The sequence below is a fragment of the Streptomyces sp. NPDC051183 genome, assembly GCF_040682455.1.
Lineage (GTDB): Bacteria > Actinomycetota > Actinomycetes > Streptomycetales > Streptomycetaceae > Streptomyces.
On the sequence record NZ_JBFBBA010000015.1, the window covers coordinates 79,397 to 92,356 of the forward strand.

Consider the following 12,960-nt stretch of genomic DNA (forward strand, 5'->3'; position numbering starts at 1 on the left):
CCGAGGGGATCGTGCAGCTCGGCGCCGGGGCCATGGCCGGGCTGCTCACCCCGGCCGCCGCGGCCGACGCGCTGGCCGACGCCCTGCGGGCCGGGCTGGACCCGGAGGCGTGCCCGCCGCGCACCGCGCTGGCGGTGCCCGGAGGGGAGCTGCTGCTGATGCCGGCCGCGACCGGGGCGTACGCCGGGGTGAAGATCGCGGGGGTCGCGCCGGACAACCCCGGCCGCGGGCTGCCCCGGATCACCGGGTCCTACCTGCTGCTGGACGGGCCGACGCTCACGCCGCTGGCCCTGCTCGACGGGGCGGCGCTGACCGCCCTGCGCACCCCGGCGGTGTCGGCCCTGGCCCTGCGGTACCTGGCCCCGGCCGGGCGGCCGCTGCGGCTGGTGCTCTTCGGCTCGGGGCCGCAGGCGTACGGGCACCTCGAAGCGGTGCTGGCCGAGCGGACGTTGGCCGAGGTGGTGGTGGTCGCCCGCCGGTCCGAGGGTGCGCGGAAGCTGGCCGAGTACGCCCGTACCCTGGGGGTGGAGGCCAGGACCGGGGCGGCCGAGGAGGTGGCCGGCGCCGATCTGGTGGTCTGCTGCACCACGGCCCGCGAACCCCTCTTCGACGGGCGCCTGGTGGCACCGGGCGCGACGGTCGTCGCCGTCGGCTCTCACGAGCCGGAGGCCCGTGAGACCGACACCGCGCTGGTGCGGCGGGCCGCCGTGTACGTGGAGTCGCGTGCGGCGGCTCTGCGGGAGGCGGGGGACCTGCTGGTGCCGGAGGCGGAAGGGGCCATCGGGCCCGGTCATATCAGCGGCACCCTGGCCGACCTGGTGGCGGGCCGGATGCCGGCGGGCGGGGCGGCAGGTTGTCCACAGCTCTTCAAGAGCGTGGGCATGGCCTGGGAGGATCTCGCTGTGGCCGTGGCGATGTACCTGGCCACCGGGGCGAACAGCGCAACGTGACATTGTACGCTGTTCCCCTGCGCGTCGGTGGTGCGAGGGGTGTCGGAGGAAAAGCAATGGGTGACCTGAAGCAGCACAGTCTCATCAAGGCCCAGGAACGGCTCCGCGACCAGGTCGGCCACGCCCTCCGAGCAGCCCTGATAGCGGGTGAGCTGCGCCCCGGCAGCGTCTACTCGGCACCCGGCCTCGCGGCCGAACTCGGCGTCTCGGCCACGCCCGTGCGCGAGGCCATGCTCGACCTGGCCCGCGAGGGCCTCGTCGAGCCGGTCCGCAACAAGGGCTTCCGGATCACCGAGGTCAGCGAACGCGACCTGGACCAGTACACCGAACTGCGCACGATGATCGAGGTCCCCACCATCGGCCGGGTCACGAGAATGGCCACGTCCGAGCAGCTGGAGGCGCTGCGGCCCATCGCCGAGGAGATCGTCACCAGCGCGCGCGAGCACAACCTCATCGGGTACCTGGAGGCGGACCGCCGCTTCCACCTCACCCTGCTGGCGCTCGCCGGCAACGACCGGCTCGTCGAGACGGTCGGCGATCTGCGCAAGCGCTCGCGCCTGTACGGCCTGACGGGCCTGGACGAGGCCGGCAAGCTGGTGTCCTCCGCCGAGGAGCACATCGAGCTGCTCGACCTGATGATCGCCGGGGACGCCGAGGCGGCCGAGCAGTGCATGCTGCGCCACCTCGGCCACGTCCGCTCCCTGTGGGCCCAGGGCCGCGATGAGCCGGTCGGCCGCCCGGCCACCCGCCTGGGCTCGGGCCTCTAGGTCCCACCGGCCCCACCGCCGTTCGACGCCTTCGCCCGCCGGCGAGGTCCGCGTCGGACGGCGTACCCATGTGGTGGGTCAACACCGGTTCCGACGGCGGGATTTGGACACGGCTGGGTAACGGCTGCACCAGCCTCTTGTCAGTACAATTTCACATTACTATGTTACCGGTCACATCATAGAGCGCAGCCCTTCACTGGAGTGACCCATGACCAAGCGCACCCAACTCGCCCTCGCCACCGCCCTGGTGGCCGCTCTCGCACTCGGCGCCTCGGGCTGCTCCGACCCGAAGAAGGGCTCGGCGGACGCGGGGGCCTCCAACCCCGCCGCCGCCAACGACGGCAAGATCCTCGGCGGCACCCCGGTCAAGGGCGGCACCCTCACGATCCTGTCCAACCAGGACTTCGCCCACCTCGACCCGGCCCGCAACTGGGTGATGCCGACGATGGACTTCGGCACCCGCCTCCTCTACCGCACGCTCGTCACCTTCAAGGCCGAGCCCGGCAAGGGCGGCAGCGAGCTGGTCCCCGACCTCGCCACCGACCTCGGCACCCCCTCCAACGGCGGCCGCACCTGGACCTTCACCCTCAAGGAGGGCGTGAAGTACGAGGACGGCTCGCCGATCAAGGCCCAGGACATCAAGTACAACGTCGAGCGCTCCTTCGCCCCCGACCTCACCGGCGGCCCCGACTACGCGGCCCAGTACCTGGCCGGCGCCGAGGGCTACAAGGGCCCCCTCCAGGGCAAGCATCTGGACTCGGTCAAGACCCCCGACGACCGCACGATCGTCTTCGAACTCAAGCGTCCCGTCGCCGAGTTCTCCGCCACCGCCACCCTGCCGACCTTCGCCCCGGTCCCGCAGTCCCAGGAGAAGGGCACCCAGTACGACTCCCGCCCGTTCTCCTCCGGCCCGTACAAGATCGAGTCGTACGACCGGGACAAGAAGCTCGTGCTCGTCCGCAACGAGCACTGGGACGTGAAGACCGACACCGTGCGCAAGGCGTACCCGGACAAGTTCGTCGTGGTCATGGGCCTCAAGGGCGGCCAGATCGACGACCGCATCATCGCCGGCGAGGGCGCCGACGCCTCGGCCGTCCAGTACGTCGACATGCGGCCCGAGAGCGCCCCCAAGGTGCTGCCCAAGCCGGAGATCAAGGCCCGCCTGATCGCCGAGACCAAGGGCTGTACCGAGATGCTCTTCCTGAACAACTCGCGCGCCCCCTTCGACGACCCCAAGGTCCGCGAGGCCATGCAGTACGCCGTCGACAAGGAGGCCGTGGTCACCGCGGGCGGCGGTCCCGCGCTCAACGAGGTGGCCACCGCCTACCTGCCCCCGGCCCTGTCCGGCGGCAAGCAGGCCGACACGCTGAAGATCGCCCCGGCGGGCGATCCGGCCAAGGCCAAGGAACTGCTGAAGGCCGCCGGCAAGGAGAAGCTCAAGGTCTCCCTGTCCGTCTCCAGCGGCGACAAGGGCCAGGCCGAGGCCATCCAGCAGGGCCTGGCCCGCGTGGGCGTCGAGGTCGTCATCGACACCGTCGACCCGGGCGCGTACTACGACGTCATCGGAGACCTCTCCACCACGCCCGACATGACCTACACCGGCTGGTGCCCCGACTACCCCTCCGGCTCCACCTGGATCCCCTTCGTCTTCGACGGACGCACCATCAAGGACAAGGGCAACCAGGGCAACTACAGCCAGTTCCGCGACGAGGCGACCATCAAGCGGATCGACGAGATCAACAACATGGCCGACGCGAAGCAGGCCAACCAGGCCTGGATCGAACTGGACGCCGAGCTCATGAAGAAGTCCCCGTCCATCCCCGTCATGCTGGAGCGCAAGCCGCTCCTCGTCGGCCCCAACATCGCCGGCGCCTTCGGCCACCCCGCATGGACCGGCGAGATCGACTACGCGACGGTCGGCCTCAAGGACCCGTCGAAGAGCCAGGGCTGAGGGCCGGCGAAGACACAGCCATGACCGCCACCGCACCCGCCGCCGGCCCTCCGGCGGCGGAGGTCCCTCCGGGCAGCAGCCCCTGGCAGCTCGCCCGGCGGGAACTCCGCCGCCGCCCCGCCGTCCGCATCAGCCTCTGCGTCGTCCTGCTCTTCGTCCTGATGGCCGCCACCGCCCCCTGGCTGGGGAGCCTCGGCGGCTGGTCGCCCGACGAGTTCGACAAGACCGCCGTCGACCCCTACCTCGGGGGCCAGCCGCTGGGCTCCTTCGGCGGGATCAGCCCCGAGCACTGGCTCGGCGTCGAACCCGTCACCGGCCGCGACCTGTTCGCCCGTGTCGTCCACGGCGCCCAGGTCTCCCTCCTCATCGCCTTCGCAGCCACCGCCATCGTCGTGGTCGCCGGCACCGCGGCCGGGATCGCCGCCGGCTACTTCGGCGGCCGCACCGACGCGGTCCTGTCCCGCCTGATGGACCTCACCATGTCCTTCCCCTCGCTGATCTTCATGATCGCGATGCTGTCGGTGGCCAAGGACGTCAACCGGATCGTCCTGATGACCACCGTCATCGGGGTGTTCGGCTGGCCCGGCGTCGCCCGCGTCGTCCGAGGCCAGACTCTCTCCCTCAAACACCGCGAATACGTCGACGCCGCCCGCGTCGGAGGCGCCGGCTCCTGGCGGATCCTGACCCGCGACATCCTCCCGGGCGTCTCGGGCCCCGTCATCGCCTACACCACCCTGCTCATCCCCGGAATGATCAGCACCGAGGCCGCGCTCAGCTACCTCGGCGTCGGCGTCCGCCCGCCCACCCCGTCCTGGGGCCAGATGATCGCCGAGTCCGTGGCCTACTACGAGACCGACCCCATGTACTTCGTGATCCCGAGCGTCTTCCTCTTCCTCGCCGTGCTCGCCTTCACCCTGCTCGGCGATGCCCTGCGCGACATCCTCGACCCGAGGGGCGGCCGCACGTGATCCTCTACCTCGCGCGCCGGCTGCTCGCCCTGGCCGGAGTCCTCCTGGCCATCGCCGCCGTCACCTTCCTCATCTTCTACGTCCTGCCCTCCGACCCGGCCGCGGCCGCCTGCGGCAAGACCTGCAGCGCCGAGCGACTGGCCGACGTACGGGCCTATCTGGGTCTCGACCAGCCCGTGTGGCGCCAGTTCCTCGACTTCCTCACCGGCATCTTCACCGGCCGCACCCTCGGCACAGGCCAGTACGCAGTCCAGTGCGACTTCCCCTGCCTGGGCTACTCGTACGAGAACTCCCTGCCGGTGTGGGACCTGCTCATGGACCGCCTCCCGGTCTCCGCCTCGCTGGCCGTCGGCGCCGCCGTGCTGTGGCTCGTCCTCGGCCTCGGCGCGGGCGTCACCGCCGCGCTGCGCAAGGACACCGCCACCGACAAGGCCCTGATGGTCGGCGCGGTCGCCGCCGCCTCGCTGCCCGTCTACTTCACCTCCGTCATGCTCATCTACGGGGTCATCCGCATCGCCGGGCTGCTCCCGTACCCCACCTACCAGGCCTTCACCGACAACCCCGTCTCCTGGGCCTCGAACCTCCTGCTGCCCTGGACCGCGCTGGCCCTGCTGTACGCCGCCATGTACGCCCGGCAGAGCCGCGGCTCGATGATCGAGGCGATGGCCGAGCCGTACATCCGCACTGCCCGCGCCAAGGGCATGCCCGAGCGCACGGTCGTCGTCAAACACGGGCTGCGCTCCGGGATGACCCCGATCCTGACCATCTTCGGCATGGACCTCGGAGGGCTCCTCGCCGGAGCCGTCATCACCGAGTCCATCTTCGGACTCCCGGGCATCGGCAGGCTGTTCTACGGCGCCCTGGTCACGTCCGACCAGCCCGTGGTCCTCGGCGTCACCCTGCTCGCCGCCTTCTTCATCGTCGTCGCCAACCTCGCCGTCGACCTCCTGTACGCCGTCATCGACCCGAGGGTGAGGTACTGATGGCCGCTCCCCTTCTCGAAGTACGCGACCTGCACGTCACGTTCAGCACCCCGCGCGGCTCGGTACGCGCCGTCGACTCGCTGGGCTTCACCGTGGAGGCCGGACGCACCCTCGGCATCGTCGGCGAGTCCGGCTCGGGCAAGTCCGTCACCTCCCTCGCCGTCATGGGGCTGCACCGCGGCGCCGAGGTCGGCGGATCCGTCAAGCTCGCCGGAAGGGAGCTCACCGGCCTCTCGGAGAAGGAGCTCTCCGCCGTGCGCGGCCGCAAGATGGCGATGATCTTCCAGGACCCGCTGTCCAGCCTGCACCCCTACTACACGATCGGCGAGCAGATCGCCGAGCACTTCCGGATCCACTTCAGGGCCGGCCGGGCCGCCGCGCGCAAGCGCGCGGTCGACATGCTCGGCGAGGTCGGCATCCCCGAACCGGCCCGCCGGGCGGGGGAGTACCCGCACCAGTTCTCCGGCGGCATGCGCCAGCGCGCGATGATCGCCATGGCCCTGGCCTGCGAGCCCGAACTGCTGATCGCGGACGAGCCGACCACCGCCCTCGACGTCACCGTGCAGGCGCAGATCCTCGAACTGATCGCCCGGCTCCAGCAGGAGCGCGGCCTCGGCGTCGTGATGATCACCCATGACCTGGGCGTCGTGGCCCGGGTGGCCCACGAGGTCCTGGTCATGTACGGCGGCCGGGCCGCCGAACAGGCCCCGGTCGACGAGCTGTTCGCCGACCCCGCCCACCCCTACACCCGGGGCCTGCTGGACTCGCTGCCCCGGCTGGACACCCCCGACGACGCACCGCTGCCCTTCATCCCCGGCTCCCCGCCCTCCCTGCTCGCGCCGGCGTCCGGCTGCGCGTTCGCCCCCCGCTGTCCGAGGGCGGCCGCGCGCTGCGGCGACGTACGGCCGGACCTGGAGGCCTACGGGGACGGGCCGCCGCGTACGGTCGCCTGCCACTACGCCGGGGCCGGCGCCGGAACCCCTGCCGAGGTGACCCGATGAGCGAACCGCTCCTGTCCGTACGCGACCTGACGATGACCTTCCCCGGGAAGCGGTCGGTCACCGGGCGCCGGGGGGCGCCCGTGCGCGCCGTGGACGGGGTCTCCTTCGACCTGGCGGCCGGCGGGACCCTCGGCCTGGTCGGGGAGTCGGGCTGCGGGAAGTCCACCACCGGCCGGATGCTGGTCCGGCTGCTGGAACCCACCTCCGGCAGCGTCGAGTTCGAGGGCAAGGACATCAGCCGGCTCTCCCAGGGCGCCCTGCGGCCGTTGCGCAAGAACATCCAGATGGTCTTCCAGGACCCGCACTCCTCCCTCAACCCCCGCCAGACGGTGTCCCGGATCATCTCGGACCCGCTGTTGGTCCAGGGGTCGAGCGCGGCCGATGCCCGGCGCCGGGCCGCCGAGCTGATGGAACTCGTCGGCCTGATCCCCGAGCACATCGACCGCTACCCGCACGAGTTCTCCGGCGGCCAGGCACAGCGCATCGGCATCGCCCGCTCGCTCGCCACCAGCCCGCGCCTCGTCATCGCCGACGAGCCGGTATCGGCGCTCGACGTCTCCGTCCAGGCGCAGATCGTCAACCTGATGGAGAAGCTGCGCGCCGAACTGGGCCTGGCCTACGTGTTCATCGCGCACGACCTGTCCGTCGTCAAGCGGGTCAGTGACCGGGTCGCCGTCATGTACCTCGGCCGGATCGTCGAGATCGGGGACAAGGCGTCCCTCTACGAGAACCCCCAGCACCCGTACACCAGGGCGCTGTTGTCCGCCGTTCCGCTGCCCGACCCGGCGGCCGAGCGGCGGCGCGAGCGGATCGTGCTGCTCGGCGACCCGCCGAGCCCGGCCGCCCCGCCCCCGGGCTGCACCTTCCACCCGCGCTGCCCGAAGGCGCAGGAGATCTGCCGCACGGAGCGGCCGCTGCTGCAGCTTGCCGCCTCCTCGGAGGTGGCGTGTCACTTCCCGGGTGACTGACGGGGATCACGGGAAGGGGAGGGCCCCGGAGCCGATGACGCCTCCGGGGCCCTTCGCCCGTCCACGGCAGGGGCCCCGGAGGCGATGGTGCCTGCGGGGCCCTCGTTCGTGTGCGCGGTCGGTCAGGGGCGCAGTTCGCGGCGGAAGAACTCCAGTTCCTGCGCCATCACCTTTTCCCGGGTGCCGCCCGGGGTCATGTGGGTGACGCCGGGCAGGGCCAGCAGCTGGTGCGGGCGGCCCGCGTCGGTGAGCGCCCGGGAGAGGCGCAGGGTGTGGGAGGGGTGGACGTTGTCGTCGGCCAGGCCGGTCACGAGCAGCAGCGGCCGGGTCAGCTTCGGGGCGTCCGGGATCAGCGAGTCCCGCTCGTAGACCTCCGGGTGGTCCTGCGGCAGGCCCAGGTACCGCTCGGTGTACGCCGTGTCGTACTGCCGGAAGTCGGTCGGCGCGGCCCCCGCCGCCGCCGCGTGGAAGACGTCCGGGCGGCGCAGCACCGCCAGCGCGGAGAGGTACCCGCCGTACGACCAGCCGCGCACCCCGACGCGGCCGAGGTCGAGGTCCGGGTGGCGGGCGCCGAGCACGTGCAGGGCGGCGACCTGGTCGTCCAGGGTGACCTCGGAGAAGCCGCGGTACATGGCGTGCGTGAAGGCGGGGGAGACGTACGGGGTGCCGCGGTTGTCGGTGGTCACCACCGCGAAGCCCTGGTCGGCCCACCACTGCTTGGCCTGCCAGCGGCGGGGTTCGGCGCTGACGTCCTGGTAGCCGGGCCCGCCGTAGCAGTCGACCAGGACCGGGAGCCGCCGGCCGGGCACGTGGCCGCGGGGCAGCACCAGCGCGGTGGGCAGGCCGTGCTCGGTGACCCGCTCCAGCACCGGGACCACCCGGTACGGGAACGGCTCCGACAGGTCGGCGGGGGTGAACTCCCGCCCGTCGGCGGTCCGTACGGAGCGCCGGATCCCGTCGGCGTCGGCGGAGGTCAGCAGTAGCGCCCCGGCCGAGGCGGCAACGGTGTGCACCCCGGGCCCGTCGGCGAGCGGGCCTACCTCCCCGGACTCGGGGTCGAGCAGCAGCACTTGCTGCTCGGAGGGGTCGCGCAGCCCGGCCTCGATCAGCAGCCGGCCCTCGTGGACCCCGGCCACGCGGCGGACCTGGATCCCCTCCCCGGTGAGCAGCCGGCCGTCCACGGCGAGGGCGCGGGCGCCCTGTCCGGGGGTGTCGGCGGAGGTGAGCATCCGGCCGTCGGGCAGCCGCGCCGGGGTGCCCGGGACGAGGGGGTCGACCCACTGCGCGTGCGTGGTGCGGGAGAGTTCCCGGGTCCGCCCGGTGGCCGGGTCGGCGCTGAGCAGCAGGACGGACTGCTGGAGCCGGTCCTGCACGGTCAGCAGGATCTCCCCGGCCGACTCCCAGCCCGCGTCGGAGACGTACGGGTGGGCCCCGGCGTCCCAGTCGAGCCGCACACGGGACCCGTCCGGGCCGAGCACCCAGAGCTGTACGTCGGCGTTGGGGCCGCCCGCCTCGGGGTACGCGAAGTCCTCGGCCGGGAGTTCGGGTCGCGCCGGGTCGGCGAACCAGCGCCGCTGGAGCGCGCCCTCGTCGACCCGGGCGGCCAGCAGGCTCTGCCCGTCGGGGGACCACCAGTGGCCCCGCGCCCGGTTCAGCTCCTCGGCGGCGGCGAACTCGGCCACGCCCCAGCGGGCCCCGTCGTCGGGGCTGATCCGGCCGCCGGGGGCGGTGTGCAGGGCGTCGGCCGTGACGTACGCGGTGCGGGAGCCGTCGGCGTTCGGCCGGGGGTCGAAGGCGGGCCCGGCGGCCGGGATCTCCTCGGGCGCCGCGCCGGGCTGCCCGGCCCCGTCGCAGGAGACCCCGTAGAGCCGCCCGTACAGCGCGAAGACGGCGCGGCGGCCGTCGCCGGAGAGCGCGTACGAGCCGATCCCGGCGGCGACGAGCCGGATCCGCTCGCGCAGCCGGCGCTCGGTGACGGGCAGCTCGCCGGGCTCGGGGCACAGCTCGCGGGGGTCGGCAAGCCGGGACTCGGTGCCGGTGGCGGTATTCAGCACCCAGAGGCTGTCGAAGGCGTCGGTGGGACCCGTGGAACGGAGGAACCAGAGGAGCCGGCCGCCGTCGCCGAAGGTGAAGGCGCGCGGTGCGCCGTAGGTGAACCGGGCCGTGTCGGCGGAGAGCCTGAGGTAGTCGTCCATGGCATCAGTGTGACATGTGAAATATCACATGGCCTAGGCCGTTCGAGTGGTGACCCCAGAGGGGCGGGCATAGCGTCGACTAGGTGGACCCGAACGCACTGCCGAGCAGCAACGGGACCGACGGCAAGGTCCGAGGGGGCGGAAACGGGCTTGCCCTGTTCGTCATCGCCTCCTGCCAACTCATGGTCGTTCTCGACATCACCATCGTGAACATCGCGCTCCCGCACATCCAGACCGCACTCGGCTTCTCCACCGAGAGCCTCTCCTGGGTCGTCAACGCCTACACCCTCACCTTCGGCGGACTGCTGCTCCTCGGCGGCCGCGCAGGCGACATCCTCGGCCGGCGGAAGGTGTTCATCTTCGGCGTCCTGCTCTTCGGGCTGGCCTCCCTCCTCGGCGGACTCGCCCAGAACGCAGGCCAGTTGATGGCCGCCCGAGCCCTCCAGGGCGTCGGCGGGGCCATCGCCTCGCCGACCTCGCTCGCGCTGATCACCACCACCTTCCGCGAAGGCCCGGCCCGCAACCGCGCGTTCGGCGTGTTCGCCGGAGTCTCGGCCGGCGGTGGCGCGATCGGGCTCCTCGCGGGCGGCCTCCTCGTCGAGTGGCTCGACTGGCGCTGGGTGCTGTTCGTCAACGTCCCCATCGCCCTGGTGATCGCCCTGCTGGCCGCGCGGGTCCTCAAGGAATCCGAACGCCACCCCGGACACTTCGACCTCGCGGGCGCGCTGCTGTCCACGACGGGCATGGTCGCGCTCGTCTACGGCTTCATCCGCGCGTCCCAGGAGGGCTGGCGCGACGGATTCACGCTCGGGTCGTTCGCCGCCGCCGTCGTCCTGCTGACGCTGTTCGTGATCAACGAGCGGCGCTCGCCCCAGCCGATCACGCCGCTGCACATGTTCGCGGACCGCAACCGGGCCGGGACGTACGGGATCATGCTGATGCTCGCCTGCGCGATCTTCGGCATGTTCTTCTTCCTGACGCTGTTCGTGCAGAACGTGCTCGGCTTCAGCCCGCTGCGGGCGGGCCTCGCCTTCCTGCCGGTCAGCGCCATGATCGCGGTGGCGGCCGGGGTCACCTCCCAACTGCTGCCCAAGTACGGGCCCAAGCCCTTCATGGTCAGCGGCGCGCTGTTCTGCGCGGCCGGCCTGGCCTGGCTGACGCAGACCGACATCCACTCCACGTACCTGGGCAGCATCCTCGGCCCGATGCTGGTGTTCAGCACCGGCATGGGCCTGCAGTTCGTATCGCTGACGCTGATGGCCCTGTCCAACGTGTCCGACCGGGAGTCCGGCGCGGCGTCCGGGCTGCTCAACTCGATGCAGCAGGTGGGCGGATCGCTCGGCCTGTCGATCCTCGTGACGGTCTTCGGCACGGCCAGCCGCAACGAGGCCAAGGACCAGGTGCCGTCCTTCCTCGGTACGGCCAACCCTGAGCAGAGGGCCTTCTTCGAGCGGACCGGGCAGCTCCCGAAGCCCTGGGCCGACCAGGTGCTCACCTCGGGCGTGGCCGCGTCCTTCGTGGCGGCGGCGCTGTTCACCCTGGCCGGGGCGGTGATCGCGGTGTTCGCGATCCAGGTCCGCCCCTCGGACATCGAACGCCTCCAGGGCAACCACACCCCGGCGCCGGCCGGACCGGCGGTCCCGGGCGAGGGCCACGGCGCGGGGCCGTAGGCGGCAGCTCTACGCTCCCTGTGCCGTGCGCTCCGCGCCCGGTGTCCGCCAGGCTACGGCTCCACGCGGCGGATCCGGCAGCGCGCCGGGCCGTCGGTCTGCAGGGTGATCCCGGCGCTGACGGGGACCTCGGTGTCCACGGCCTCGAACTCGTAGGCGCGCAGGATCATCGCCAGCGCGATCACCGACTCCAGCATCGAGAAGTGCTGCCCGATGCAGGCGCGCGGACCCCCGCCGAAGGGGAACCAGGCGTAGCGCGGCCGTTCCGCCTCCGCCTCCGGGGTGAAGCGTTCGGGGTCGAAGCGCTCCGGGTCCGGCCAGTAGCGGGGGTGGCGGTGCGTCACCCACGGGGCGAGTATCACGGTCGCTCCGGCGGGCACGGTGTGGCCGCCGATATCGCAGGCCGCGACGGCCTGCCGCCCGATGACCGGGGCCGCCGGGTAGAGCCGCATGGCCTCCTTGAGCACCTGCGTGAGGTACGGGAGCCGGTCGAGGTCGGAGGCCTGCGGCGCACGGTCGCCCAGGACGCGGGAGACCTCCTCGCGGGCCCGGGTCTGCAGCTCGGGGTGGCGGGCCAGCAGGTGCAGGGAGAAGGCGAGCGAGGTGGCGGTCGTCTCGTGCCCGGCGAGCAGGAAGATCAGCACCTGCTCGCGCAGCTCGGTGGCGTCGAACTCCCCGTCCTGCGTGTCCGACGCGGCGGCGAGCAGACTCAGCAGGTCCTCGCCGGAACCGTTGGCCTTGCCCGCCCGGCCGCCACGGCGCTCGGCGATGATCCTGTCGCAGACCGCGTACAGCTCGTCCATCGCGGCGGCCGCCCGCCGGTTGCCCGGGGTGGGCCAGGTGCGCGGGATGTTGGCGGGCGAGTAGCCGCGGCGCAGCGCGTACTCCGTGATGACCGGAAAGCACCGGTCGACGACGTCGACGGCGGCGTCCACGTCGGTGCCGAAGAGGATGCGGGTGACCGCGCGCAGGGCGAGGTGCATCATCTCGGCGGAGACGTCCACGACCCCGTCCAGCGCCTCGCCCCAGGAGTTGACCGTCGTCTCGGTCTCGGCGGCGACGGCGTCCGCGTACCCGTCCACCCGGCGCTTGGTGAACAGCGGCTGCACCAGCCGCCGTTGGCGCAGGTAGTCCTCGTCCTGGCTGGTCAGCAGGCCGTTGCCGAAGGAGTCCCGGATCTCCTGGTAGAAGGGGTTGTCCTTGCGGAAGTTGGCCGATTCCGATGCCAGAACCTGCTGTGCGCCCTCCGCCGAGAAGACGCAGTGGAGCTCGGCGCGCAGGCCGGGCGGGCCCGCGGTGATCCGGACGACGTCACCGTGCTCGTGCATGGCACGCAGATAGGTGCCGAGCGAGTTCGATCTCAGGTCGAACAGCGAACCGAGAAGTGGTACTCCCGCGAGCGCGGGAATCTCCGTACCGATGCCTGTGTCTGTCTGCACTGCCATGCCGCCCCCTCGACGCTGTACGAACGCTGCGATTCTGCCGGGCCGCCGGCCGCGGGGGCGGG

The 12,960-nt window shown here is 72.1% G+C and carries 10 protein-coding genes; 8 read left to right on the forward strand and 2 right to left on the reverse strand.

Annotation, left to right across the window (positions count from 1 at the left end; translation table 11 throughout):
- The first annotated feature begins 32 nt into the window (after nt 1-32).
- The 7 genes from AB0M99_RS15730 to AB0M99_RS15760 all read left to right on the forward strand — a co-directional run bounded on the left by AB0M99_RS15730 (nt 33) and on the right by AB0M99_RS15760 (nt 7,588).
- Nucleotides 33-950, forward strand: a complete 918-nt coding sequence (locus AB0M99_RS15730) for an ornithine cyclodeaminase family protein (protein ID WP_365920695.1) — start codon at nt 33-35, stop codon at nt 948-950.
- 56 nt (nt 951-1,006) lie between these two features.
- Entirely contained in the window at nt 1,007-1,717 is a 711-nt protein-coding gene (locus AB0M99_RS15735; protein ID WP_365920559.1) for a GntR family transcriptional regulator, read from the forward strand.
- Between the two features lie 208 nt (nt 1,718-1,925).
- Nucleotides 1,926-3,668 carry an ABC transporter substrate-binding protein gene (locus AB0M99_RS15740; protein ID WP_365920561.1) on the forward strand — a complete coding sequence of 581 codons (1,743 nt, stop codon included), beginning with the start codon at nt 1,926-1,928 and terminating at the stop codon, nt 3,666-3,668.
- 20 nt (nt 3,669-3,688) lie between these two features.
- On the forward strand, nt 3,689-4,636 hold the full coding sequence (locus AB0M99_RS15745) for an ABC transporter permease (RefSeq protein WP_365920563.1): 948 nt from the start codon (nt 3,689-3,691) through the stop codon (nt 4,634-4,636).
- Entirely contained in the window at nt 4,633-5,619 is a 987-nt protein-coding gene (locus AB0M99_RS15750) for an ABC transporter permease (RefSeq protein WP_365920565.1), read from the forward strand. The genes AB0M99_RS15745 and AB0M99_RS15750 overlap by 4 nt, the downstream gene beginning before the upstream one ends.
- Entirely contained in the window at nt 5,619-6,620 is a 1,002-nt protein-coding gene (locus AB0M99_RS15755; RefSeq protein WP_365920567.1) for an ABC transporter ATP-binding protein, read from the forward strand. Before AB0M99_RS15750 ends, AB0M99_RS15755 begins: the two co-directional genes overlap by 1 nt.
- A complete protein-coding gene (locus AB0M99_RS15760) occupies nt 6,617-7,588 on the forward strand; it encodes an oligopeptide/dipeptide ABC transporter ATP-binding protein (protein ID WP_365920569.1) in 972 nt (323 codons plus the stop codon). Before AB0M99_RS15755 ends, AB0M99_RS15760 begins: the two co-directional genes overlap by 4 nt.
- Nucleotides 7,589-7,710: 122 nt before the next feature.
- Here AB0M99_RS15760 and AB0M99_RS15765 read toward each other — a convergent pair whose 3' ends face one another.
- Complete coding sequence (locus AB0M99_RS15765; protein ID WP_365920571.1) at nt 7,711-9,783, reverse strand: prolyl oligopeptidase family serine peptidase; 2,073 nt, start codon at nt 9,781-9,783, stop codon at nt 7,711-7,713.
- 83 nt (nt 9,784-9,866) lie between these two features.
- Here AB0M99_RS15765 and AB0M99_RS15770 point away from each other — a divergent pair, with 83 nt between their 5' ends.
- Nucleotides 9,867-11,453 carry an MFS transporter gene (locus AB0M99_RS15770; RefSeq protein ID WP_365920573.1) on the forward strand — a complete coding sequence of 529 codons (1,587 nt, stop codon included), beginning with the start codon at nt 9,867-9,869 and terminating at the stop codon, nt 11,451-11,453.
- 53 nt (nt 11,454-11,506) lie between these two features.
- Here the strand turns inward: AB0M99_RS15770 and AB0M99_RS15775 are convergent, their stop codons facing one another.
- The gene (locus AB0M99_RS15775) at nt 11,507-12,898 is read right to left on the reverse strand and encodes a cytochrome P450 (RefSeq protein ID WP_365920574.1); all 1,392 of its coding nucleotides are present in this window, start codon (nt 12,896-12,898) and stop codon (nt 11,507-11,509) included.
- Between the last annotated feature and the right edge of the window lie 62 nt (nt 12,899-12,960).

Excerpts from the sequence above, each read along its gene's own strand:
- AB0M99_RS15735 (WP_365920559.1), top strand. The coding sequence starts at position 1,007 with ATGGGTGACCTGAAGCAGCACAGTCTCATCAAGGCCCAGGAACGGCTC.
- AB0M99_RS15760 (WP_365920569.1), top strand. The coding sequence starts at position 6,617 with ATGAGCGAACCGCTCCTGTCCGTACGCGACCTGACGATGACCTTCCCC.
- AB0M99_RS15730 (WP_365920695.1), top strand. The coding sequence starts at position 33 with ATGGCCGGGCTGCTCACCCCGGCCGCCGCGGCCGACGCGCTGGCCGAC.
- AB0M99_RS15775 (WP_365920574.1), bottom strand. The coding sequence starts at position 12,898 with ATGGCAGTGCAGACAGACACAGGCATCGGTACGGAGATTCCCGCGCTC.
- AB0M99_RS15745 (WP_365920563.1), top strand. The coding sequence starts at position 3,689 with ATGACCGCCACCGCACCCGCCGCCGGCCCTCCGGCGGCGGAGGTCCCT.
- AB0M99_RS15755 (WP_365920567.1), top strand. The coding sequence starts at position 5,619 with ATGGCCGCTCCCCTTCTCGAAGTACGCGACCTGCACGTCACGTTCAGC.
- AB0M99_RS15765 (WP_365920571.1), bottom strand. The coding sequence starts at position 9,783 with ATGGACGACTACCTCAGGCTCTCCGCCGACACGGCCCGGTTCACCTAC.
- AB0M99_RS15740 (WP_365920561.1), top strand. The coding sequence starts at position 1,926 with ATGACCAAGCGCACCCAACTCGCCCTCGCCACCGCCCTGGTGGCCGCT.